Here is a 24,883-nt window from a genome sequence, read left to right on the forward strand (position 1 = left end):
CAAAATTAGAGTTTGTATCTATAGTACACGAGAAATATTTCTTGAATATAATGAGTTAAGATATTGGCCGTTTATACTTATCCTACCCAAAAAGAAATCAAGCATTTCATACAAGAATACGCAATAGGGCAATTAGATTCAGTTGAACCTATAATGAATGGCGTGGATAATTCTAACTTTATCATTCACACTTCTAGTGGAACTTTTATTCTCACTCTCTATGAAGAACGTATAGATGAAAATGACCTTCCTTTTTTTATTGAATTATTGCAACACCTCTCTCTTAATAAATTATCGTGTCCTCAACCTATTCCTAGAAATGATGGAAAACTTTATGGATTTCTCTCTAAACGACCTGCAAACATCTTTTCTTATATTAAAGGAAGCTTCTTAAATGATATCACTGATATACATTGCGAAGAGGTTGGGAGCGCACTTGCTCTTATGCATCAAAAAATAAAAAGTTTTCAATCTTATCGAAAAAACACCCTATCCCTGCCTGATTGGAAAATTTTATGGAAAAAATGTTTTGATAAAGTAGATGTGAATTTAAAAAAAGAGATAGATTCTGAATTCCACTTTCTAGAACAATTTTGGCCTAAAAATTTACCAACAGGTATTATTCATGCAGATCTATTTCCAGACAATGTCTTATTCCATAACAATCGAATTGCAGGATTAATTGATTTCTACTTTGCCTGCAATGATTTTTTGATGTATGATCTCTCCATTTGTATTAATGCTTGGTGTTTTGATAAAAATGCTACTTATAATCATTTTAAAGGACATGCTATTTTTAATGGATATGATAGAGTGCAAAAAATTTCAGAAAATGAACTGCTAGCGCTTCCTATACTGCTACGCGGAGCAGCATTGCGTTTTTTCTTAACGCGGCTTTATGATAGCCAAAATATACAATATGGCGCTCTTGCAATTACAAAAGATCCTATGGAATACCTTTGTAAAATACGATTTCACAAAACAATGTCTTCTATATCACAATATGGATTTTAAAAATTTGAAAGAAGTTCAAGCATATATTGATGGAGCATGCTCTGGCAATCCAGGTCCTGGAGGATGGGCAGTATTATTACGATACAAAAAAAAGAAAAATACTTTCCGGAGGCGAAAAAGATACAACCAATAATAGGATGGAATTAATGGCAGCTATTTCAGCGCTTACTTCCCTTAAATATCCTTGCAAAATATCTTTATTTACAGACAGCTCCTATGTCCATAAAGGATTTTCTCAATGGATTAAAAAATGGGAGCAAAATGGTTGGCAAACTTCTGAAAAACAACCCGTAAAGAATGCGGATCTCTGGAAGCGCTTTGTAAAAGCTTCAGAAAAACATGAAATTGAATTATATTGGATAAAAGGCCATGCAGGACATCGAGAAAACGAGATAGTTGATCAAATAGCACGAGAGGCTAGCATTGTTTTCAAAAGCAAAATATAATTTTTTCTTTAAAAAAATATCCTTTAAAAGATATTTATGAAAGAATATAGATTTTGAAAAGGCATGTTTTGATGATTGAATTATTTATAAAGTCCATATATGAAAAAACGATCTTTTCCTTGCTAAGAAGCGTGGCATTGGTTTTATTTTTTTGCTTCATTCCCAATGAAAATTTTGCTCAAAGAATTCGCATTGCATCTTGGAACATAAATACTCTTTCTGAAAAATCTGGTATGCCGCTCTTAAAAAATTCAGTAGTACGGGAAGATGCTGACTATGATTTATTGCGAAGATATGCTGAAAGACTAAATGCTGATATTGTATGCCTCCAAGAAATGGGGAGTTACGCCGCCATCAAAAGAGTATTTCCTGAAGACACCTGGGAAATTTTATATTCTGGCAATGATAGTGATGAACACACTGTGCATACAGCAATAGTTGCCCGAAAAGGCACTGTCCATGTTCTTGAAAAATCTTATCTCTCAATGGATACTAACAAATTAGATTCAAAAGCGGGGAAACGCCGATCCGTTGAAATTTTATTTGAAGTTAATGGAATTAAAATATGGCTTCTCGATATACATCTAAAATCATTTTGTTTTGTAGATAGTCTAAAAGATGCTTATACTTTGAGCTGTTATACACTGAATTTACAAGTTAATTGGCTTAACAAATGGATTCACCAAAAAAAAAGATCAAATATTCCTTTTATTATAGCCGGTGATTTTAATAGAAAAATAAACCATTTTGGGGATAACGATGAGTTGTGGGGGAAAATAAGCAAAGATACTATTTTGATTCGTGTGCCAAATAAAAAAAGATCATGGTGTAATGCGCATAAGAGTATTAGAAAGCGAGAACCGATCGATTTTTTTGTTATGGATCAAAATGCCTATAAATACTTGATTGAAAATAGTTACTCTGAAGTTTCATATATAGAAGAAGATATAAAAAAGAGAGGATATCGCTTAAGTGATCATTGCCCTATAACCACTGATTATAACTTTGAAAATCTATGAAACCTGCATAATTTATAATTTGCTATATTCTTCAAGATCTTTTTTATTACGAAAAAGCAAACAATGTATTTCAACAAAAAAAATCATTCTATATTATGAATCTTATCATAAGGAATCACAAATAATTCGGATTTTAGTGTGATATTTTCTTTATATTTTAAAATTTTTACAAGAATACTCGTTCCTGAACTATCTGTTATTTCCCAATTCAAAAGACGATAAGATAATCGATCAAAAGTCAAAGAAATCATATTTTTCGTAAGAACTTCCCTAAAAAATAGAGTAATAAACGCATTATTTGTCTCAATACGTTGTATACTTTGTTGCATTTCATTTCGCTTATTCGAAAAAATTATACCAAAAGCCGTATTAGGAAGAGGATAAACGGTCCATGCATCTAATTTGGCATTATATATTGCCACATTTCTACCATCTGAAACAAGACTTCCCGAAGAAGGAGAACTATATTTAAAATAAAACTTACTAGGACGAGTCATAAAAAACTCTCCCTTGATTACATTGCCAACAGTATCTTCCTGAACAAAAATTCCTTGTATTGTTTGAATCGACAAAAAATGATCAATTGCTTTCTGTACAGCATGCTCTTTAATATCAACAATAGAATATGCAAAAGAAACAAAAAATACACTGTAAAAAAAGAAAACAAAAAATCCGACAATACTTCTTCTATACAATAATGAAGGCACGTAAATACTTTCCTCAAAAAAATGAATAACAAAGCTATAGCAGATATAACATCTTAAAAACATTTAACAAAAAGAAATTTTTTAATATTACTCCGTAGAAAATAGTAAAATTTCCCGTTTGCCAGTGCTACTAGCTGGACTAATAACGCCCTTTGCTTCCATACTTTCAATGAGAGATGCTGCTCGATTATATCCTATTCCCAATCGACGCTGTATGTAGGATATAGAGGCTTTGTTATCTCGCAATACAATATCCACAGCTTGTTTGTATAAGTCATCAGATACGGAATTTTCCAAAAAACTCATGTTTTCCTTTGCCATCATTTTATCGTTTATATCGATATATTGAGCTTCTCCTTGTTTTTTCAAGTGTGAGACAACCTTTTCAACTTCCATATCTGAGACGAAAGGTCCGTGTATACGTTGAATACGCCCCCCTCCTGTCATATAAAGCATATCACCTTGCCCTAAAAGCTGTTCTGCTCCTTGTTCTCCTAAAATAGTACGACTATCAATTTTTGAAGACACTTGAAAAGAAATTCTCGTAGGAAAATTAGCCTTAATTGTGCCAGTTATAACATCTACTGAAGGCCTTTGTGTTGCCATAATCACATGAATTCCTGATGCACGTGCCATCTGGGCTAAACGTTGTACAGTGCCTTCTATATCTTTCCGAGCAACCATCATTAAATCTGCCATTTCATCTATAACAACAACGATATAAGGCATATGCTGAAAATCAAGATGTTCTGTTTCATAAATAGCTTCACCCGTTTCGCGATCAAAACCCGTTTGAACTGTACGATTAAAGCTTTTCCCTGCATTATGATACTGTGCTATTTTTAAGTTAAAACCATCAATATTACGTACCCCTATTTTAGACATTTTTTGATATCTTTCTTCCATTTCACAGACCAACCATTTAAGAGCAACAACAGCTTTTTTAGGATCAGTAACAACTGGAGTAAGAAGATTTGGTATCCCATCATAAACAGAGAGTTCTAACATCTTTGGATCAATCATAATTAAACGACATTGATCTGGCCTCATACGATAAAGCAAAGATAAAATCATAGTGTTTATAGCTACAGATTTACCTGATCCAGTGGTTCCTGCTATCAAAAGATGTGGCATTTTTGCAAGATCAGCGACTATCGGTTCTCCTGCTATATTTTTTCCAAGGCTTATAGCAAGATCAGATTTATTCTTTTCAAAAACATTAGAGAAGATCAAATCCCTTAGTACAACTGTTTCGCGTACATCATTTGGTAGTTCAATCCCTATAGCATTACGTCCTGGTATTACTGCAACACGTGCTGAAATAGCACTCATAGATCTAGCAATATCATCAGCAAGACCAATAATGCGTGATGACTTTATTCCTGGAGCAGGTTCTAATTCATAAAGAGTAACAACAGGACCAGGGCAAATATTAACAATTTCTCCTTGAATGCCAAAATCACTAAGTACACTTTGCAACATACATGCATTGCTACGTATAACATCTGGAGAAAAAGCTCTATTATTTACAAGTGACTTAGATGTAGAAAGAATTTTTTCAGAAGGAAGAGAAAAAGTTCCAGTCCCAGAATTTATTGAATTTGATGAAGGAATAGTATTCTGAACATCTGGACAAATATCAGTATTGAACAAATTATCTTCTGGATATGCGATATCTTTGTGAGATTCTATCACGTGATCAAAATCCATTATATCAGAGAAACTCATGTCCAAAGTAGGTTCAATTTTTTCATTACTAACATGAAAAGATAAATTGCAATTTTCTGGTTTTTTCTTCATCAAAGATAAGAAAACACTCAATCCAAAAACATGACTAATCCAATTCTTGGATATATTGCAAAGATATTGTAAAATATTTAGTAAAATGGATTCTTGAATATCCTTTGATTGTTTTTTTTGTTCATTGATCGGATTATCTTCTGCATCATGAATCACATAACTACCATTACTAATAGCACCTGAAGCAAAAAGTAAAAGCCAAATCATGGCAAAAAACAATACTACTTTAAATAAGAAAATCCCTGATTCTTTTGGACTACTTTCGGCAAAAAGAATAGGCAATCGCATAATTACATCACCAATTATTCCACCAAATCCATTTTGGATAGGCCATAATTGCGATGGTTTAAAAGAAGCAAAAAAGGCTGTCGAAACTAAAAAATTTGCTATCCATGCAATGAATCGTTGCGAAAAACGATAAAAAATTTTATCAAATAATAATACCAAAGACCATGCAGTGGGAGGAATTAAGCAAAAGACACTTGCAATTCCCAAAAACTGTATTGCAATATCAGCAAAGATAGCGCCACCATATCCTAAAAAATTTTTAGGTGGATTAAGAGTGATATACGAGAAACTCGGATCATATACATTCCAAGTAGCTAAGGATAAAACAATAGAAAAGAGCATGAAAAGCAATATCAATCCAGCAAAGAATTTTACTTTTCTCTTGTACCAATTTGATAATAAAAACCTCTTGTTTTTATCTTCTATAACGAAAGATATATTCTCAGACATTATGACAAAACCATTTTTTTGAATTTTAAATGTATTAGTTCGTAAAAACTATCTCTGCTTGTTCCTTAAAAAGCGCATAAATCTATTTGTCATCTATTAAAGTTAAAAATTAGTTCATCTTTTGTGATAAGAAAAATAAAATCTGTTCAATACCGAATGAACCAATCAATGGTTATTCAAATATTCAAAAGGCACTAACTTGGTTTCAAAGAGTTTGAATCAAGGAAATATAAAATTAATATTGCCATTTTTATCTCTTCCCTGTTATGATATCTGGAATAAATATTTTTTAGATCTGGTTTTATAAAAAATGAGCCTTATTTTATTGGATTAAGGATAATAAGAATGAATCAAAAACCTTTAATGCCTAAGGCTAGTGCTGTATGGCTTATAGACAATACATCTCTTTCTTTCAAACAAATAGCAGAATTCTGCGGTCTTCATCTATTGGAAGTAGTAGCTATTGCTGACGGGGAAGCTTTACAAGGTATAAAGGGCTTTAATCTTGTCTCCGCTGGACAATTATCTTCCGAAGAGATCAGTAAGGGAGAGAAGGATGACAACTACAAGTTACAAATGTCTGAACAAAAAGTCTATCTTCCTGAAACTACAAAAAGAAAAAAACGATATACTCCCGTATCAAAACGGCAAGATCGACCTAATGCAATACTATGGCTTATTAACAATCATCCTAGACTTAAAGATGGGCAGATTTCCCATCTAGTCGGAACCACAAGTGCAACTATTGAACAAATTCGCAATCGTACGCATTGGAATTCATCAAGTCTATCTCCTATGGATCCTGTAACATTAGGCCTCTGTTCTCAAATTGATCTTGATGCAGAAATAAAAAAGAGCGCAAAAAGTACTGACGAGAAAAACAACAAAACCATCAATGAGATGTTTTCGCCTTCATCTTCTTAACCTTTAAAGAAGATAGAAATCTCTTTCTGGGATATAAGTGGTATTTTTGATATATAATATCATCTCTACGCATATTCTTCTATATTTGATACGAACGTTCTCCAAATATACCCGAACCTATCCGGACACTAGTAGCGCCAAACGCAATAGCCAAATCGTAGTCCTTTGTCATACCCATAGATAATTTCGTAATTTCACATTCTTTAGCAATTTTGGACAACAAACAAAAATGAGGTCCAGGATTAGAAGTTACAGGAGGAATGCACATTAACCCTTCAACATTAAGCCTATATTTTTGTCGACATAAAACAATAAAATCTTTTGTTTCATTGGGCATCACACCAGATTTTTGTTTCTCACACCCCGTATTAACTTGAATGTATATGGGTAAAAAACATTTTTGTTTTTCCATTTCAATAGACAGTAAAGATGCTATCTTTTCTCGATCAACTGTTTCAATAACATCAAAAAAAGATACAATTTCAGAAATCTTGTTTGATTGCAAAGAACCAATAAATCTCAGCTGTATATCCCATTCTTTACGCAAAAAAGACCATTTTTTTTGTGCTTCTTGCAACTTGCTTTCAGCAAAAATTATTTGTCCGCAAGACAAAGCAGATTGAATAGTTTGGATGTCAACCATTTTTGAAACGGCTACCAAAGACACACTACCTTTTAGACGTTTTGCAAGCATTTCATGATATGCAATTTTCTGCTTAAATGCCTGTAATTTATGTTCTAGAGACATAAAACCTACCCTGATGTACAATTGACATTATTAAATCCTAACTATATTAAAGATATAAAGAGAAGATTTTTGGCTAATTTTTAATTGAAATTAGGATTTTTGACAATTATAAATCCTTTTTATTGTTTAGAGGCCTTAAGATGGAAAAAAAAAATATAATCCCCAAGAAACCGATTTAAAATGGCAAAAAGTTTGGGACGAAACCTCTATTTTCAAATCCAATGATCAAAAAAACATTAAAAAATATTTCGTTCTTGAAATGTTTCCGTATCCATCTGGAAATATTCATATGGGACATTTACGAAATTACGTAATAGGTGATGTCATAGCTCGATTTATGATGGCACAAGGATATTCTGTTTTACATCCTATGGGTTGGGATGCATTTGGAATGCCAGCAGAAAATGCAGCGCGAGAAAATGGCATTCATCCTAAAAAGTGGACTTATGATAATATTAAAGTTATGCGAGAACAACTCAAATCTATAGGTTTGTCTATAGATTGGAGCAAAGAATTTGCTACTTGTGATGATGATTATTATCATTGTCAACAATTACTATTTTTAGATTTCATGAAAAACAATTTGGTTGTGAGAAAAACCTCACAGGTAAATTGGGATCCTGTGGATCAAACAGTTCTGGCCAATGAACAGGTCATAAATGGTCGTGGATGGCGTTCTGATGCATTAGTTGAACAACGTAATTTACCACAATGGTTTTTTAAAATATCTGATTTTTCTCAGGAATTACTTGATTCTATCGAAACTCTTTCTGAATGGCCAGAAAAAGTGAAGATTATGCAAAAAAATTGGATTGGACGCTCTGAAGGAGTAGAAATTCGGTGGGAAATTGTTCCAAATACGATAGACCATACTAAAGAAATTGTAGTATACACAACAAGGCCTGAAACGATTTTTGGTGCATCTTTTATAGCAATAGCTATAGATCATCCAATCGTTCAAAACTTATCATCTAATAGAGAAGATATAAAAAATTTTTGTATTAAAGAAAGTCAAAGAGGAACCTCTCTCTCTGAATTAAGCAAAACTACAAAAGAAGGAATTGACACTGGTATTCGTGTCAAACATCCTTTGATCCTTGATCTAGAAATCCCCGTTTATATTGCGAATTTTGTTTTCATGAACTATGGAACTGGCGCAATTTTTGGATGTCCGTTTGCTGACCAACGCGATATGGATTTTGCATCAAAATATAACTTACCTGTTCTTCCTATCATGAAGCAAAATAACGCTAATTCTAAAGCCACTCTCAAAGAGGAAAAGGCATATCTCGACAGTGGTATCATGATTAATTCATCTTTTCTCAATGGGATGACAAGTGCAGAAGCTTTTGAAGCCATTATACTATATTTAGAGAAAAAAATGCTTCTAGGATCTCCTGTGGCAAAGAGAAAAATTCATTTTCGTTTACGTGATTGGGGTATTTCGCGCCAACGTTATTGGGGATGTCCTATTCCTATTATCCACTGTAAGAAGTGTGGTATTGTTGAGGTTCCTAAAGAAGATTTACCTATAAAATTGCCAGAAGACGTTAATTTTAACCTTCCAGGTAATCCGCTTGACAATCATCCAACTTGGAAAAAAGTTTTTTGTACACAATGTGGATCAGAAGCGTTACGTGAAACCGATACCATGGATACATTTGTAGACTCTTCATGGTACTATATGAGATACATGGATCCTCATGCAAAAGTCCCTACAAATAAAGAATTAATCGATTATTGGTTGCCAGTAGATCAATATATCGGTGGTATTGAACATGCAATTTTACATCTTCTCTATGCTCGATTTTTTTCCCATGCAATGAAAAAAATAGGCCATACTAAAATTCAAGAACCATTTAAACGTTTGTTTACTCAAGGAATGGTTACCCATGAAACATATTATCAATTAGATGGAGTAAAAAAGAGATATTTAAAGCCTGAAGAAATAGCCTTAAAAACTATAGATGGCAAAGTTTGCGCTTTTCGAATTTCTGATAATTCTAAAGTAATTATAGGATTTTTAGAAAAAATGTCAAAATCAAAGAAAAACGTAATAGATCCTTATAAAATCATCCAATCTTACGGAGCCGATACAGCTAGATTGTTTGTTTTATCAGATTCTCCTCCGGATCGCGATATTGTATGGTCTAATACCGGGGTAGATTCCACCCATCGATTTATACAACAAATATGGCGTTTGATTGATAATGCAAAAACTGAATTACATAAAATATCAATAAAATCCTCAAAACAAGAGAATATATTTCTTATTGATCAATCTACAAAAATTTTTAAAAGAGCTGAAGAAAATTATAAAAGACTATCTTTTAATAAAGTCGTTGCTAATATTCATGAGTTGGTAAATATCATTAATACGCCACTCATACAAATTGCACAAGGAAATAGTAGTGAAGATTTAAAATTTACTATCAGAGATATTTTGGAAAAATTAATCATTGTAATTTCTCCAATGATACCACATTTTGCAGAAGAGTGTTGGCAATTGTTAGGAAATACAGGATTAGTGGTACAGAAAAAATGGCCAAAATTTAATGATTTATTGACAGTTGATGAAAATATTATCATTCCTATTCAAGTGAATGGTAAAAAAAGGGCCTATATCACAGTTCCAACAGATTCTGATGATGATTTTATTAAACAAACTGCATTAAGTTTAAATACAATAAAAAATACATTACAAGGGAAAACTCCTAAAAAAATAATCATTGTATCAAAAAGGATTGTTAATATTGTTGTCTAAAAATATATATATAGCGTCTATAATATCTATATTATCCAGTTGTTTTTTCCTTGTTAGCTGTGATTATAAAATATATCCACTTTATTATTCTAAAAACAAGGATAATACTACGTATATTAACCCAATAAAAATATTAGTATCTTCTAAAGATAATATACAAGAAATATATCGAAATTTAAATTTCTTAACATCAGCCATCCTTACAAAAAATAAATACCAATTGAATGTAAATGTAATTAGTAATACAGAAAATTCTATTGATAATATTTTTTTTAACAATATAGGACGCATTGTTTTAAAAGCCAATTACTCTTTAAAAGAGCTGTCTACAGGAAAGATCTTATATAAAAACCATACGGTTGTAACGTCTTTGTACTCCTTTACAAATCAAAATTTTGCTAAAATGCGAACTATTAAAAATACAGAAACAAAAGCTATTAAAGAATTAGCAGAAAATATCCATATTGATATTGTTAGTTTTATAAAAAACGTAGATCAATAAAATGGTTGCAATAAGATCCAATGAATTTACAAAAAAATCTATTGATCAATTACTGACCTCCTATTTTGTATTCATTTTTTATGGATCAGATAAAGGATTAATATTTGAATTAGTTAATCAATTCAAAAAAAGAATAGGTGTTTTACACCATGATCAATTTTATTTTGTTGTTCTAAATGCTTTAGACATTCAAGAAAACCCAGAAATATTATGGAATGAAGTAAAGTCAATCAGTTTATTTAACGAAAAAAAATTATTTTAATTGAAAACTTATCCGCTGAAAAAAAAGTTTTAACTTGTTTAGAAGAAATTATTTCAAAAAATATAAATAATAACCTGATTATTATTACGTCAAACGAACCAAAAAAATATAATATCCTAAGAAAAATAGCAGAAAAATTTACATCTGTTCTTTCTATATCTTGTTATCCCGACAGCCCTATAGACTTAATAAATTTAATAAAAGAAGAACTTTGCTTAGATCAAAAACAAATATCAATAGAAGGAAAACAAGCATTATTTGAAAACTTAGGAGGAGATCGTATTGCTTCTCGAATTGAACTGCAAAAACTAGCATCTTATTGCTTAGAAGATATTCTTATAACAGAAAAACATGTAAAGGATATAATCTGCGATACACATATATTATATATTGAAGAAATTATTGAGACTACTATGCAAGGAGATACCTATAATGCCATTATAATGGCTGAATTTTTTTTTGGATCAAAAATGTCTCCACATGCGTTATTAAATGGATTCTTACAAAAATTCCAATTGTTAGAGAAAATTTATATAGAAAGTGAATTTCTTGAAATATCTATTGAAAAAACAATCCAAAAATTTGAAAAAACTCGTATTCCTAAAAAGAGATTATTATTACAAAAGTTTTTACAAATTTGGAATAAAAATATTATAAAAAAAATATTACATAAAATTAATCAAGAAATCCATCTTCTACGAAAAAAAAGATCTCTTGAAAAAAGTATTATATTTCAAATTATATTGTTAATTTCACAAACAGCTCACAAAATACAGAAACGTTAAAAAATAGTTAAGATTCAATTTTTTCTAATAAAGAACATATTAGATCTAATTGCTCATTTGTTTTATATTTAATACAAACTTGTCCTCTATTATTTAGATGTTTTATAGACACATTTAAACCAAGTTTAGAAGATATTTTTTTTTCTAAAATAGCAAAATCATTTTTTTGAACAACATCTTTTTTAAAAGATTTTTTTAAATTTATTCCTTTATTTTCTGTTTCTTTGACTAATTCTTCTGTATCACGTACTGACATTTTTTTAGAAATAATAATTTCTGCTAGAGATAAAGGGTCAGAAGTTAAAATTAAAGCACGAGCATGTCCTAAAGAAAGTTCTCCTTTTAGAATCATTTTTTTAACAGAATCAGGTAATTTTAAAATTCTTAAGATATTTGAAATATGACTACGACTTTTTCCTATAATTGATCCAAGATCATTCTGTGTATATCCATATTCAGAAATCAATTGTTCGTAACCTAAAGCTTCTTCCAAAGGGTTTAAGTCTTTACGTTGTACATTTTCCACAATAGCTATTTCAAGAGAATGTTTATCATCTATATCACGAATAATTACTGGTATCTTCGACAAAGAAGCTTTTTTAGCTGCTCGAAAACGTCTTTCACCTGCAATTATTTTATACAATCCATTGTCTACTTCCCGTACGATTATTGGTTGTAGTATACCATGAGAAAGAATTGACTTAGAAAGTTCTTCTAATTCTTCTGAATCAAAACAATCTCTAGGATTGTGAGGATTAGGAACTATAGAGTGAATAGATATATGATTTTGATATTCAGAAGGTTTTTCTGTTTTTTTTTCATAAGAATCAGTGGGTTGATTAACTTCTCCTATAAGAGCAGCAAGTCCACGACCAAGTCTACGTTTAGAGTTATTATTTGACATTCCTTATCCTTAAACTAAGTATCTTCTTTTCTTTGACGTTCTTGTTGTATTATTTCTGAAGCTAATTTTAAATAAGCCTGACTTCCTGCACATTTTAAGTCATATATAATAGCGGGTTTACCATAAGAAGGTGCTTCAGAAATTCTAACATTTCTTGGTATAACTGTATTATATACTTTTTCTCCAAGATTTTTTCTAACATCTGACACAACTTGTTGAGATAAACTATTTCGAGAATCAAACATAGTTAGTATAATACCTTGTATATCAAGTTCCAAATTAACTGTACGACGTACTTCTTCAACCGTTTCTAAAAGCTGACTTAATCCTTCTAAAGCAAAAAATTCACATTGAAGTGGAACTAATATTGAATCAGCCGCCACCATAGCATTCATAGTTAACAAATTGAACGAAGGAGGACAATCTAAAAAAATATAAGAAAATTTTTTATTTAACTTAACATTCAAAGCTTTATCAAGGCGGAATAACCTATCTTTTTCTCCACCCAATCTCATTTCTATACCTAATAAATCCATAGTAGAAGGAATAATTGATAAGTTGGGAATAGAAGTATTAATCAAAACTTGATCAACTCCCTTTTCTCCAATTAAGACTTCATACGAAGAGTATTCTCTATCCTGCAATTCAATCCCGAGACCAGTACTTGCATTACCTTGGGGATCTAAATCTATTAACAAAACATTTTCCCCAATAGCTGCTAAAGCAGTAGAAAGATTAATAGCTGTGGTGGTTTTTCCTACACCCCCTTTTTGATTAGCTATAGTAATAATTCGAGTATTTTTTTCTTCCATGGTATATACCTTTTCGTATTCAAAATGTTAAAATACGTTTCAAACGAGATATTTCTAAAATAACAGATTCATTTTCAATAAGACTATTATGTTTTATAAAAGAAAAATCCCACCGAGATTGTGCTTTATTAATTTCTAACTGATAATTACATCCTTTATAGAAAAAAGCTTTAATATTATTGTTTTTAGAAAACCACGGAAAACTATATTCTAAAAGAATATCAAGATTTGCCAAAGCTCTAGCAGATATAATATCACATTTTTCAATTAGTTTTGATGCTTCTTGAATACGACAAGAAAAAACCTTGCCTCGAGCTTCAGTTTGTTTAAGAACATACCGCAAAAAACCAGCTTTTTTGTTATTAGATTCAATTAAATTAACCCACCCTCCTTTAATTTCCGCAAGTTGGATAGATGTAACAATTCCAGGAAAACCACCTCCACTACCCAAATCAACCCAAACAGAAGAATAAGGATGTAATTGAAAGACTCGAAGACTATCTTCAATATGACGCTTCCAAAAATCTTCTACTGTAGAAGGTGATACCAAATTTATTACTTTAGACCATTTTAAAAATAAAAATAAAAATATTCTAATTTTTCTAATGTTTCACGTGAAACATTATATGTTTTTAAAAAATAATTTGTTCTCAATATATTACTCGAATCGTAATATTTCATATTAAACCATTTTATTTTCTTTTATAGAAGTGTTCTTTTTAATATAAATCAAAAGTAAATTTAAAGCAGCAGGAGTCATACCTTCAATTTTCGAAGCTTGTAATAAATTAAAAGGTTTTACACAAGATAACTTTTCTTTTAATTCATTTGAAAGCGCGGGAAGAGAAGAATAATCAAAATCATTTGGAATAAGTCTTTTTTCTTCAAATTTAATTTCTTTTGCCTCTACCATTTGTCTTTTTGTATAAACATCATAAGAAGATTCAATCTTAAGTCTTTCAAGAACAATTGAAGAAAATTTACAAGCATCAGGGTATATTGAAAAAAGATTTTTAATAGAAAAATCTGGATACGATAAAAGATCATAAGCATTGCGAATTTTTCCATCCTGTTTTAAAGGTATGGAAGTGGAAGCAATATTTTTAGAAGTTATAATAACTGATTTTAACAGATCCCGCAGCAAATTATATTCCTGTATATAATTTTTAAAACGTTCTCTTCTTTCCTTTCCAATACATCCCAACTCCATCCCTATAGGGGTTAAACGATTATCAGCATTTTCTGTGCGAAGAGAAAGGCGATATTCTGCACGAGAAGTAAACATCCTGTAAGGTTCCACAACACCCTTAGAAGTTAAGTCGTCTATCATAACCCCAATATAAGAATCAGTACGACTAAAACAAACACAATCTAATCCTTTAGATTTTCGAGCAGAATTTATACCCGCAACTAATCCTTGAGCGGCTGCCTCTTCGTATCCTGTTGTTCCATTAATTTGCCCAGCTAAAAACAATCCGGTAATTTTTTTTGTTTCTAAAGTTGGATATAATTCCTCTGGATTTACATAATCATATTCAATTGCATATCCCGGAGAAATAATCTCTACTTTTTCTAATCCTGGAATTGTACGAATAAATTGATGTTGTATTTCTTCTGGTAAAGCCGTAGATATACCGTTGGGATAAACCACATGAGTACAAAGTCCTTCTGGTTCTAAAAAAACCTGATGACCATTACGTTCTCCAAACCTAATAATTTTATCTTCTATTGATGGACAGTATCGAGGACCACGCGACTTAATATCACCTGAATAGATTGAAGAATGTTTTATATTTTCAGTAATAATACGATGTGTTTCAAAATTAGTTCTAGTAATTCCACATGCAATTTGCTTATTAGTTATTTTATCAGTCATAAAAGAAAAAGGGACTAAATTCTTATCTGCGTATTGTTTTTCAGTTTTTTCCCAGATAATAGTTCGTCCATCAAGTCGAGCAGGGGTTCCTGTTTTAAGACGCCCCATATCAAAATCAAATTGCATAAAACTATTAAATAGACAATTTGATGGGGGATCACCCATCCTACCTGCTGGAATTTTTGATTTTCCTATATAAATAATACCCCTTAAAAATGTTCCCGTCGTCAAAACTAATGTAGAACAACGTATCATAGTCCCATCTTGCATTAGTATAGAAGAAATTTTATCATCTTTTACATTAAAATCAGTTACTTCTCCTTGAATTACATCTATATTTTCTTGAGATAAAATTTCCCTTTGCATTGCTAAACGATATAATTCTCGATCTGCTTGGGTACGTGGACCGCGCACTGCGGGTCCTTTTTTAATATTTAATATACGAAATTGAATACCAGAAGCATCTGCAACACGTCCCATTAAACCATCTAAAGCATCTATTTCTCTAACAAGATGTCCTTTTCCAAGCCCTCCAATAGCTGGATTACAAGACATAGACCCTATAGTAGAAATTTTATGAGTTATAAGTGCAGTAGAAGCTCCTATCCTTGCCGCTGCAGATGCTGCTTCACAACCGGCATGTCCTCCACCAATAACAATAACATCATAACATGACTTTAACACAATTTACCTCATATTCCAAAAGTAATTATTTACCAATACAAAATTTTGAAAATATAATATCAAGTAATTGTTCCACATCAACATTTCCTGTTATTCTCCCTAAAGAAATAGATGCTAAACGTAAATTTTCAGCAATAATATCTAAACCACAATCTTTTTCACCTGAAGAAGCATCCTCTAAATATTTTACAGCTTGAGACAAATGATCTAAATGCCTTTTATGACTTGGGATAAACATAGAATTTGTCTTAAATTTATTAGAAATAATATTTTTTATTTTATTTATCAACTCTTCTAACCCTTCTCCTGTAACGCTAGATATAAGATGATCATACTCTTTAAAAGAGTTATCATAAAGATCACTTTTTGTTCCAATAAAAATAAAAGCAATATTTTTTGGAAATAAAATTTCTGTTTTTGAGGATATTTCTTCCAGTAATAAAATTAAATCAGCATTTTCTACTTCACGAAATGCTCTTTTTATACCTTCTTTTTCAACAATGCTATTTGTTTCACGAATACCAGCAGTATCTGATATTTTAACAAGATATCCACCTAAATCTAAATCTATTGTAATAACATCACGAGTTGTACCAGGAACATCAGTAACTATCGCAACATCTCTTTTTGCTAATGCATTCAGTAAACTAGATTTCCCTGCATTAGAATTTCCTAAAATAACAATTTTATAACCATTACGAATAATTTCCCCTAATTTCCCTTGGGATATATGGGAAGAAATCTCATCTTTAAGTAATAAAATATCATTCCAAATTTCTTTAGAAGAAAATTTTTGAACATCTTCTTCATCTGAAAAATCCAAATCAGCTTCTATAAAGGAACGTACATAAGTTAATTTGTTTATCCATCCATTATATAAATTAGAGAGTTTTCCAGACATTCCTTCCATAGAAAGACGACGCTGCATCTCAGTTTCCGAAGAAATCAAATCAGCTAGACTTTCTGCTTCAAGTAAATCAATTTTACCATTTTCAAAAGCCCTACGAGAAAATTCTCCAGGATTTGCACGACGTAAATTCGGCATTTTTGCTAATTCTTCTAAAATGCCATCTACAACAGAAATTCCACCATGAACATGAAATTCAGCACAATCCTCCCCCGTAAATGATTTTGGTGAAGGAAAAAGAATAAGCAAACCTTTATCTAATATTCTACCATCAAAACCATAGAAAAATCTCAAAGATGCTACACGTGGCAAAGGATTTTTTTTCTTGCAAATAAATTCACAAACTTGAAAACAAGAAGAACCAGATAAACGAATTACAGAGATAGCAGAAGGAAGAATACCACTCGACAAAGCAAAAATTGTTTTTTTTTCATAATTCATAAGTGATTATTTTTCTACCAATTAAAACACTTAAAAATATTTTTTAAATTAGTTTTGTTTGTTCATCAAATAAAAGAACTCTTTGTTATCTTTAGTTTGTTTTAATTTATCAATTAAAAATTCTATAGCATCAGAACTATTCATAGAAGAAACAATACGTCGCAACATGAAGACTTTTTGAAGATCTTGTCTCTCTACCAATAAATCTTCTTTACGAGTTCCAGATTTAATAATATCCATAGCAGGAAAAATACGCTTATCTGCTATTTTTCTTTCTAAAACGATTTCAGAGTTACCAGTTCCTTTAAATTCTTCAAATATTACCTCATCCATACGACTTCCAGTATCAACCAATGCTGTACCAATAATTGTGAGAGATCCCCCCTCTTTTATATTTCTCGCCGCACCAAAAAATCTTTTTGGACGTTGGAGCGCATTTGCATCAACCCCTCCAGTTAAAATCTTTCCCGAAGATGGCATTAAAACATTATAAGCACGACATAAACGGGTAATAGAGTCTAATAATATAACAACATCAAGTCCATATTCAACCAGACACTTAGCTTTTGAAATAACCATTTCAGCTACCTGTACATGTCGAGCAGCAGATTCATCAAATGTTGAAGATATTACTTCTCCCTGTACTGATCTCTGCATATCAGTTACTTCTTCCGGTCTTTCATCAATAAGTAATACAATCAAATAACATTCTGGATGATTGTTTTTTATTGAATGAGCTATACTTTGAAGAAGCATTGTCTTACCCGTACGGGGAGGGGCAACTATCAAACTTCTTTGCCCTTTTCCAATAGGAGCTATTAAATCAATAACACGAGAAGATATATCTTTTTTTTCCAGATCATTTAACTCCATATTAAATCTTTGATCTGGATATAGTGGTGTCAAATTATCAAAATGTATCTTATTCCTTACTCTTTCTGGAACATCAAAATTAATAGAATTTACTTTTAAAAGAGCAAAATATCTTTCACCTTCTTTAGGAGCACGAATTGGCCCTTCAACCGTATCGCCTGTTTTTAAAGAAAAACTTCTAATTTGGGAAGGAGAAACATAAATATCATCTGGACCTGCCAAATAATTAGCATCAGGAGAACGTAAAAATCCAAAACCATCTTGAAGAACTTCAACAACCCCTTCACCTATAATTTCAACATCCCGACCAGACAAAACCTTTAATATAGAAAACATAAGCTCTTGTTTACGCATAACATTAGCATTTTCTATTTCAAGTGATTCAGCAAAAGCAAGAAGTTTAGTTGGAGACTTATTTTTAAGCTCTTGAAGCTTCATTTCAGACATTAGATTAAACCACCTTAGATATATTTAAGAACAATACGAAAAACGTATAAACACGGAAGAAAGAAAATATGAAAAGAAATCCATATTTAAAAAATATCAATCAACAAATAAACAAACTGACTGATAATAATTTTTGACTAAACTACAAAAAAAAAACATAAAATCAAAAAAAATATCAAAAAAATCAAAAAGGTTTTATAATAGATAAAAATACAATAACAATCATAATCACAGTTGGTATTTCATTTATTATTTTGAAATATTTAGGACTATAACGTGATTTCTTATTTTTAAAATCCCTTATTAAAAACGCCAAATAAACATGGTAGGATGATAACAAAAGAGTAAAGATCATCTTTATACGAAACCATCCGATTTGAGTGTAAGGTACTGTCCATATCAAATATAAACCACATATCCATGATAATATCATAGCTGGATTCATAATAACCTTAAAAAGTCTCTCTTCCATAATTCCAAAAGTCTTGTATTGGTCTGTTTCTGGACTTGCTAAACTATGATAGAGGAAAATTCTTGGCATATAAAGTAATCCTGCCATCCAAGATATTATAGATATGATATGTATACTTTTAATACATAAATTAAATTGAAGCGTAAAAAAAAAGAAATAAAATAGAACTAAAACGAGAAAAAGAAATAAAGCAATAGAAGCTATAATTTGAGCTTTTTTCCCTGTTGAATCCGAAACTAAAAATTTCATTAATTCTTTCCTGAACGTACGGTTTCAACCAAATCTAAAACATTTTTAGGATCAACTTGTGGAGTAATACCGTGTCCAAGATTAAAAATAAGAGGACCAGAACCCAATGTATCTAAAATTGCTTTTACTCCATCTTTCATAACTTTATTTCCAACAACTAAACGCATTGGATCAAGGTTTCCTTGAACAGGTCCTTCTTTTTGAAGATCAAATGCAAACGATAAGGGTACAGACCAATCTAAACTTATAGCATTAGAATCAGTCAACTGTCGATAGTTTTTAAGCATATATCCAGCACCTTTAGCAAAAGTAATAATTTGAGCATTTGGACATTTTTTGCGTACTGCAGATATTATACGACCAACTGGTTTAGCAGCATAATTTTCAAATTCACACTCACCAAGAAAACCAGCATGTGTATCAAATATTTGGATTACATCAACACCAGAACGAATCTGAGCTATTAAATATTCCGCCGAAATATCAGATAAAAAATCCAAAAGCCAATTAAATGCATGATTATTTTGGTAAGCGAAAATTCTAGTTTCTGTATGATCTTTTGTAGGACAACCAGATATCATATATGATGCAACAGTCCAAGGTGCACCACAAAAACCAATTAAAGTTATATTATTTGGTAATTTTTTTCGCAAAATAGAAATTGATTTAAATATTGATGAAAGATAATTTAAAATAAAATCAATATTGGGATTTAATCCGTAAATTTCTTTGACAGTTATAGGATCCATTTTTGGACCTTCATTTTCTATAAAACGAACATTTCTACCAAGAGCATCGGGTATAACAAGAATATCAGAAAATAAAATTGCAGCATCGAATTTATATCGATGTATTGGTTGCATTGTTATTTCAACCACATATTCAGGTGTATAACACATATTTAGAAAATTTTTATTTTTTTTACGTATTTCTCTATATTCAGGTAAATACCTTCCCGCTTGTCGCATAAGCCAAATAGGGGGAGGAGTAATTATATTTCCTTTTAAAACTTGAAGTATTTTTTGTTTTTGCTTGTTCATAAATAATTAAATATTTTTATAAAGATTTATTATTATTATTATTATAGTGTGTAAAAAGTGGGAATTATTTTTTATTCACATTGTATTAGATTTATAAGATCAAGAATCTATAAACAATAAGAAAAACACTTTTTTATCATAAACACATTTGATCCCGATAAAAAAGGGAAAATCGAACACTTAGTGCATTTTTATAGTTTAAATTATGTGAATAAGATGTGAAGAAAAAAAATAACTTTTTATTAACATATATTCATAAAATTATTTTTTTATATAATAAATTGAAAATAAGTGGATAAATTTTTTAGTTTTTAACAGGAAGGGATTTTTTTAGAAAGATCTTTTCATGTAAAAAGAATATACCTGTGAAAAAAACGCTATTCATAAGAATAAAACTATTGTATATTTTTATTCTTAATAAATGGTTTATGTATGATTGAATTATGTCAAAATCTATTATTTTAGCATCTTCTAGCTTGTCACGTAAAATGATAATGAAAAATTCTGGTATTCATTTTTCGGTTGTAAAACCTGAAATTGATGAAAGAAAAATAGAAAAAGATTTAGAAATATCTCATAAAAAAAATTCTGAAAAAATTGCACTTATACTAGCAGAAAAAAAAGCTTTGGAAGTAAGTAGTCGGTACCCTCAATCTATTGTTATAGGATGCGACCAGACAATGTCTTTAGGAAATGTTATTTATCATAAGCCTATAGATATGAAAGAAGCTGAGAAAAATTTACTGCAATTATCAGGAAAAAAACATCGTATTGGCAGTGCATATGTCTTAGTAAAAAATGGGAAGATTTTACACCATCATATTTCTGTAGCACAGTTAACTATGTATAAATTTTCTCAAGAATTTATTAAATTTTATCTAAAAAAAATAGGGAAAAAAGCTTTACTCAGCGTAGGTTCTTATCAAATTGACAAGGATGGTATTCAGCTATTTAGTTCTATTAAAGGAAGTTATTTTGCTGTAGTAGGATTACCCATTACGGAACTTATTAATGATCTTAAAAAAGAAAAAGCAATTGATTTATATTTTTAAATTACAATAAATTTATTTATTTCTAATATAATTTCCAACGATGTAATAAAAAAGTTGTTTTAATAAAAAATATAATATTTTTTACAGCTAGAAGAAAAGAAGTGAGATATCTTAATTTATATATCAATAGTAGCCGATAGTGAATTTTCCTGTATAAATTCGCGGCGTGGTTCTACTTCATCACCCATTAAACGGGAAAAAACGTCATCAGCTTGAGAAGCATCAGTTATTTTAACACGCAATAGGGAACGAGCTTCAGGGTTTAGTGTAGTATCCCAGAGTTGGCTAGCATTCATTTCCCCTAACCCTTTATAACGCTGCATAGAAACCCCTTTGCGTCCTATAGAAAATATTGTATCTAACAAAGAACAAGGTCCTACTATTTTTATTTTATTTCCATTACAAATCAAATGTGAAATCGTTAAATAATTTTCTTCGATTCTTTTTGAAAAAATTCTTTTATATCGAGATCCAAACGCAAAAATAGAAGATCCATTAAGAATAAATTGTTCCTGCACACCACGAACAACACGTTTAACAAGTATATTACCACTATCTACAATACTACCAGACCAAACCTCAGATTTTTCTGCGATTAAATTTAACCTATTTGCTAATTTAGAAGCAAGATCTTCATTAATTTGTTGAGTATTTTCGCAATTAAAAATACCAGAAATTACCACTTGTTCAATAAATATTTTATCATAACTTGGATAAAAACTTTTAATAAGCTTATCTATTTTTAAAGCATCATCAATAAAACTACGTAAATCGTTTCCAGTTATTTTTGTAGAACCAAAAGAAAGCTCTATTTCTTCTGATAAAGCTTGATTAATGAGATAATCCTCAAGAGATTCTTCATCCTTAACATACTGTAAGGATTTTCCTCTCGTTATACCATAGAGAGGTGGTTTTATGATGTATAAAAACCCATTTTGGATTAAAGAAGGCATCTGTCTGAAAAAAAATGTTAAAAGAAGAGTTCGAATATGGGCTCCATCGACATCAGCATCTGTCATAATAATAATTTTATGATAGCGTAATTTTTTTATATCAAAACTATCTTGACCTATTCCCGTACCAAGAGCGGTAATCAAAGTTCCTATTTCTTGACTAGATAACATTTTATCAAATCGAGCACGCTCTACATTTAAAATTTTTCCTCGTAAGGGTAAAATAGCTTGATTTTCGCGTGAACGACCTTGTTTTGCAGAACCACCAGCAGAATCACCCTCAACTAAGAATAACTCTGATTTTTTAGGATCCCTTTCTGAACAATCAGCTAATTTTCCTGGAAGAGACGCTATATCTAAAACACCTTTACGACGCGTAAGATCCCGAGCACGTCGTGCTGCATCTCTCACCATAGAAGCCTCTAAAACTTTTTTAACTATAATTTTTGCTTCAGATGGATGTTCCTCTAACCAAGAAGAAAGACCATCAGTAACAAGACCTTCTACAACAGAACGTACTTCCGAAGATACGAGTTTTTCTTTGGTTTGAGAGGAAAATCTTGGATCGGAAATTTTTATAGAAAGAACAGATGTAAATCCCTCTCTACAATCATCACCAACGACGGATCTTTTATCCTTTTTAGAACCAAAACTTTTTTCTACATAAGAAGTAATTTGACGAGTTAACGCAGAACGTAAACCTGCCAAATGGGTTCCACCATCTTTTTGAGGAATATTATTGGTAAAACACAAAACATTTTCATGATACCCATCATTCCATCTCATTGCCAAATCAACACTAATTTCATCGCGCATTCCTTGGATTCTAATGGGATTTTGTATCAATGGTTTTTTGTGTCTATCTAAATAACAAACAAAAGCCTCTATACCACCCTCATAAAACAATTTTATTTCACGGGGATCAGAACATCGTTTATCTACCAAAGAAATATGAACACCAGAATTCAAGAAAGAAAGCTCTCTCAATCTGTGTTTTAAAACATCACAATCAAAATCGTGGATGGAAAAAATATCACTGTTAGGCAAAAAAGTAATTTCTGTACCAGTATCTTTACCAGCATCACCTACAACAACCAATGGAGAATCAACTATTCCATTAATAAAGGACATTTCATAAATTTTTCCTTCACGCTTAATTCGTAATTTTAACCATGAGGAAAGCGCATTAACTACAGAAACACCAACACCATGCAACCCTCCTGATACTTTATAGGAGTTTTGATCAAATTTACCTCCTGCATGCAACCTAGTCATAATAACTTCTGTAGCGGAAATCCCTTCTTCTTTATGAATATCCGTTGGAATACCGCGTCCGTTATCGCTTACCGTACATGAACCATCCATATTCAACGTAACATTAATAATATCCGCATATCCTTCCAATGCCTCATCAATAGCATTGTCTAAAACCTCATAAACCATATGGTGCAATCCAGATCCGTCGTCTGTATCACCTATATACATAGAAGGTCTTTTCTTAACAGCATCCAAACCTTTTAAAATTTGTATTGAATCAGCGCTGTAACTGGAGTTTTGAATATTATTGTTCATATTTTTTAGAAACTTTCAAATCTTCAAAAAACGACTTGATTGGTATAATCAAAACGCCGTAACAAAAAAAAGGGGGAATAAACATTATTCCCCTGGTTTTGTGGAAATTAATATCCAATTAGGATTGCTAGAAGAAATATTACGAACAAAAGTCCAAACATCAACGACTTTGCCGAAAATTTCAGGATCACCAGCAATCAAAGCATTATTTTTATCATAGGAAGCAGAAATAAATTGTCCAACTATACGAGTTGTGATGTAAATATTATTTCCTTCTACGCTTGCATTAACAATTTTTAGGTCATCTAAACCCACAAGACTTGATTTAATAACTTTTTCACTGGACTTTTGTATTAAAAGTGAATCGGCGAAGTCTTGATAAACCTTACTATCAATTAATTTTTCAATTTTAAGAATATTTCCTTCAAAAAAAGAATCTACTATTACACCGTAAGAATCCCGAACTCCATTTAGAAAATCCTTGGGATCAAAACCAGAATAGATGGACACAATGTCTCGAAAAACTTTATTCAGCCGAGTACCAACAGGGAATAACCCATTGATGGAATCTAAGACATCTTCTTTTTTCCCTTTATTTAAGGATACAACATTCCATCCATCGCCCTTTGGAGAAAAAATGGATTTTTTTCGTTGTTCAGGAGAAAACCCTGATAACGGTTTTTCATGTCCCGTTCTTTTTCCTAAAGCACTGCGTAACTTCAGAATAACGAAAACTGCTATAAAAAAACATAAAAGTATCAAAAAATCACCTAAATACATTATCATTAAAACCATTTCTGTAAAGCTTGAATATACCGATCATAACAACAACTTCTAAATTTAGTATATAAAATAAGTGAGAAGTTATCAAAAAAAATATTTCTTGTTTTAA

Annotated in this window: 19 protein-coding genes and 3 pseudogenes; 9 read left to right on the forward strand and 13 right to left on the reverse strand. The window is 31.0% G+C overall.

The window, feature by feature from the left end:
• Positions 1-63 precede the first annotated feature (63 nt).
• From CKC_RS01270 to CKC_RS01280, 3 genes and pseudogenes are all read left to right on the forward strand, one after another.
• Positions 64-1,014 carry a homoserine kinase gene (locus tag CKC_RS01270; protein WP_013461674.1) on the forward strand — a complete coding sequence of 317 codons (951 nt, stop codon included), beginning with the start codon at positions 64-66 and terminating at the stop codon, positions 1,012-1,014.
• A gap of 4 nt (positions 1,015-1,018) precedes the next feature.
• Positions 1,019-1,460: pseudogene (rnhA, locus tag CKC_RS01275) on the forward strand (ribonuclease HI).
• A 71-nt stretch (positions 1,461-1,531) separates the two neighbouring features.
• Entirely contained in the window at positions 1,532-2,479 is a 948-nt protein-coding gene (locus CKC_RS01280) for an endonuclease/exonuclease/phosphatase family protein (protein ID WP_013461676.1), read from the forward strand.
• 83 nt (positions 2,480-2,562) lie between these two features.
• On the opposite strand, the gene CKC_RS01285 is transcribed toward CKC_RS01280, so the two are convergent.
• Both CKC_RS01285 and CKC_RS01290 read right to left on the reverse strand, forming a co-directional pair.
• Entirely contained in the window at positions 2,563-3,186 is a 624-nt protein-coding gene (locus CKC_RS01285; RefSeq protein WP_013461677.1) for a LolA family protein, read from the reverse strand.
• An 87-nt stretch (positions 3,187-3,273) separates the two neighbouring features.
• Positions 3,274-5,724, reverse strand: coding sequence for an FtsK/SpoIIIE family DNA translocase (locus CKC_RS01290; RefSeq protein WP_013461678.1), 2,451 nt, complete (start codon positions 5,722-5,724; stop codon positions 3,274-3,276).
• Between the two features lie 345 nt (positions 5,725-6,069).
• Between CKC_RS01290 and CKC_RS01295 the strand changes: the two genes are divergently transcribed.
• The gene (locus tag CKC_RS01295) at positions 6,070-6,648 is read left to right on the forward strand and encodes a DUF1013 domain-containing protein (RefSeq protein WP_013461679.1); all 579 of its coding nucleotides are present in this window, start codon (positions 6,070-6,072) and stop codon (positions 6,646-6,648) included.
• 79 nt (positions 6,649-6,727) lie between these two features.
• On the opposite strand, the gene CKC_RS01300 is transcribed toward CKC_RS01295, so the two are convergent.
• Positions 6,728-7,396 carry a YggS family pyridoxal phosphate-dependent enzyme gene (locus CKC_RS01300; RefSeq protein WP_013461680.1) on the reverse strand — a complete coding sequence of 223 codons (669 nt, stop codon included), beginning with the start codon at positions 7,394-7,396 and terminating at the stop codon, positions 6,728-6,730.
• A 139-nt stretch (positions 7,397-7,535) separates the two neighbouring features.
• Here CKC_RS01300 and leuS point away from each other — a divergent pair.
• The 4 genes and pseudogenes from leuS to CKC_RS06260 all read left to right on the forward strand — a co-directional run.
• Positions 7,536-10,160: pseudogene (leuS, locus tag CKC_RS01305) on the forward strand (leucine--tRNA ligase); the annotation flags it as partial.
• Positions 10,153-10,662 (forward strand): hypothetical protein, encoded by a 510-nt coding sequence (locus CKC_RS01310; RefSeq protein WP_244391971.1) that lies wholly within the window; start codon positions 10,153-10,155, stop codon positions 10,660-10,662. The pseudogene leuS and the gene CKC_RS01310, both read left to right, overlap by 8 nt.
• Position 10,663: 1 nt before the next feature.
• Positions 10,664-10,924, forward strand: coding sequence for a DNA polymerase III subunit delta (locus tag CKC_RS06255; protein WP_013461683.1), 261 nt, complete (start codon positions 10,664-10,666; stop codon positions 10,922-10,924).
• A gap of 443 nt (positions 10,925-11,367) precedes the next feature.
• Complete coding sequence (locus CKC_RS06260; RefSeq protein ID WP_013461684.1) at positions 11,368-11,709, forward strand: hypothetical protein; 342 nt, start codon at positions 11,368-11,370, stop codon at positions 11,707-11,709.
• Positions 11,710-11,716: 7 nt separating this feature from the next.
• Here the strand turns inward: CKC_RS06260 and CKC_RS01320 are convergent, their stop codons facing one another.
• From CKC_RS01320 to hemE, 8 genes and pseudogenes are all read right to left on the reverse strand, one after another.
• A complete protein-coding gene (locus tag CKC_RS01320) occupies positions 11,717-12,613 on the reverse strand; it encodes a ParB/RepB/Spo0J family partition protein (protein ID WP_013461685.1) in 897 nt (298 codons plus the stop codon).
• A gap of 14 nt (positions 12,614-12,627) precedes the next feature.
• Positions 12,628-13,425 (reverse strand): ParA family protein, encoded by a 798-nt coding sequence (locus CKC_RS01325; RefSeq protein WP_013461686.1) that lies wholly within the window; start codon positions 13,423-13,425, stop codon positions 12,628-12,630.
• 19 nt (positions 13,426-13,444) lie between these two features.
• Positions 13,445-14,106: pseudogene (rsmG, locus tag CKC_RS01330) on the reverse strand (16S rRNA (guanine(527)-N(7))-methyltransferase RsmG).
• A gap of 1 nt (position 14,107) precedes the next feature.
• Positions 14,108-15,985: a tRNA uridine-5-carboxymethylaminomethyl(34) synthesis enzyme MnmG gene (mnmG, locus tag CKC_RS01335; RefSeq protein ID WP_013461688.1), complete on the reverse strand. Its 1,878-nt coding sequence runs from the start codon at positions 15,983-15,985 to the stop codon at positions 14,108-14,110.
• 25 nt (positions 15,986-16,010) lie between these two features.
• Positions 16,011-17,333 carry a tRNA uridine-5-carboxymethylaminomethyl(34) synthesis GTPase MnmE gene (gene mnmE / locus CKC_RS01340; RefSeq protein WP_013461689.1) on the reverse strand — a complete coding sequence of 441 codons (1,323 nt, stop codon included), beginning with the start codon at positions 17,331-17,333 and terminating at the stop codon, positions 16,011-16,013.
• 48 nt (positions 17,334-17,381) lie between these two features.
• On the reverse strand, positions 17,382-18,653 hold the full coding sequence (gene rho / locus CKC_RS01345) for a transcription termination factor Rho (RefSeq protein WP_013461690.1): 1,272 nt from the start codon (positions 18,651-18,653) through the stop codon (positions 17,382-17,384).
• 184 nt (positions 18,654-18,837) lie between these two features.
• Positions 18,838-19,374 carry a protoporphyrinogen oxidase HemJ gene (gene hemJ, locus CKC_RS01350; RefSeq protein WP_013461691.1) on the reverse strand — a complete coding sequence of 179 codons (537 nt, stop codon included), beginning with the start codon at positions 19,372-19,374 and terminating at the stop codon, positions 18,838-18,840.
• A complete protein-coding gene (gene hemE / locus CKC_RS01355; RefSeq protein ID WP_013461692.1) occupies positions 19,374-20,414 on the reverse strand; it encodes a uroporphyrinogen decarboxylase in 1,041 nt (346 codons plus the stop codon). Before hemE ends, hemJ begins: the two co-directional genes overlap by 1 nt.
• Before the next feature lie 443 nt (positions 20,415-20,857).
• On the opposite strand from hemE, the gene CKC_RS01360 reads away from it, so the two are divergent.
• Positions 20,858-21,466, forward strand: coding sequence for a Maf family protein (locus tag CKC_RS01360; RefSeq protein ID WP_013461693.1), 609 nt, complete (start codon positions 20,858-20,860; stop codon positions 21,464-21,466).
• Positions 21,467-21,582: 116 nt separating this feature from the next.
• Here CKC_RS01360 and gyrB read toward each other — a convergent pair whose 3' ends face one another.
• Both gyrB and CKC_RS01370 read right to left on the reverse strand, forming a co-directional pair.
• Positions 21,583-23,991, reverse strand: a complete 2,409-nt coding sequence (gene gyrB / locus CKC_RS01365) for a DNA topoisomerase (ATP-hydrolyzing) subunit B (protein WP_013461694.1) — start codon at positions 23,989-23,991, stop codon at positions 21,583-21,585.
• Positions 23,992-24,075: 84 nt separating this feature from the next.
• Positions 24,076-24,753: a Tim44/TimA family putative adaptor protein gene (locus CKC_RS01370; protein WP_244391972.1), complete on the reverse strand. Its 678-nt coding sequence runs from the start codon at positions 24,751-24,753 to the stop codon at positions 24,076-24,078.
• Positions 24,754-24,883: the final 130 nt, after the last annotated feature.

This window comes from Candidatus Liberibacter solanacearum CLso-ZC1 (assembly GCF_000183665.1).
GTDB classification, from domain to species: Bacteria; Pseudomonadota; Alphaproteobacteria; order Rhizobiales; family Rhizobiaceae; genus Liberibacter; species Liberibacter solanacearum.

What these genes read in the sequence shown, in the direction of transcription:
- CKC_RS01280 (WP_013461676.1), top strand. Translation starts at nt 1,532, where the DNA reads ATGATTGAATTATTTATAAAGTCCATATATGAAAAAACGATCTTTTCC.
- CKC_RS01290 (WP_013461678.1), bottom strand. Translation starts at nt 5,724, where the DNA reads ATGTCTGAGAATATATCTTTCGTTATAGAAGATAAAAACAAGAGGTTT.
- CKC_RS01295 (WP_013461679.1), top strand. Translation starts at nt 6,070, where the DNA reads ATGAATCAAAAACCTTTAATGCCTAAGGCTAGTGCTGTATGGCTTATA.
- CKC_RS01300 (WP_013461680.1), bottom strand. Translation starts at nt 7,396, where the DNA reads ATGTCTCTAGAACATAAATTACAGGCATTTAAGCAGAAAATTGCATAT.
- CKC_RS06255 (WP_013461683.1), top strand. Translation starts at nt 10,664, where the DNA reads ATGGTTGCAATAAGATCCAATGAATTTACAAAAAAATCTATTGATCAA.
- CKC_RS06260 (WP_013461684.1), top strand. Translation starts at nt 11,368, where the DNA reads ATGGCTGAATTTTTTTTTGGATCAAAAATGTCTCCACATGCGTTATTA.
- CKC_RS01320 (WP_013461685.1), bottom strand. Translation starts at nt 12,613, where the DNA reads ATGTCAAATAATAACTCTAAACGTAGACTTGGTCGTGGACTTGCTGCT.
- CKC_RS01325 (WP_013461686.1), bottom strand. Translation starts at nt 13,425, where the DNA reads ATGGAAGAAAAAAATACTCGAATTATTACTATAGCTAATCAAAAAGGG.
- mnmE (WP_013461689.1), bottom strand. Translation starts at nt 17,333, where the DNA reads ATGAATTATGAAAAAAAAACAATTTTTGCTTTGTCGAGTGGTATTCTT.
- rho (WP_013461690.1), bottom strand. Translation starts at nt 18,653, where the DNA reads ATGTCTGAAATGAAGCTTCAAGAGCTTAAAAATAAGTCTCCAACTAAA.
- hemJ (WP_013461691.1), bottom strand. Translation starts at nt 19,374, where the DNA reads ATGAAATTTTTAGTTTCGGATTCAACAGGGAAAAAAGCTCAAATTATA.
- hemE (WP_013461692.1), bottom strand. Translation starts at nt 20,414, where the DNA reads ATGAACAAGCAAAAACAAAAAATACTTCAAGTTTTAAAAGGAAATATA.
- CKC_RS01360 (WP_013461693.1), top strand. Translation starts at nt 20,858, where the DNA reads ATGTCAAAATCTATTATTTTAGCATCTTCTAGCTTGTCACGTAAAATG.
- gyrB (WP_013461694.1), bottom strand. Translation starts at nt 23,991, where the DNA reads ATGAACAATAATATTCAAAACTCCAGTTACAGCGCTGATTCAATACAA.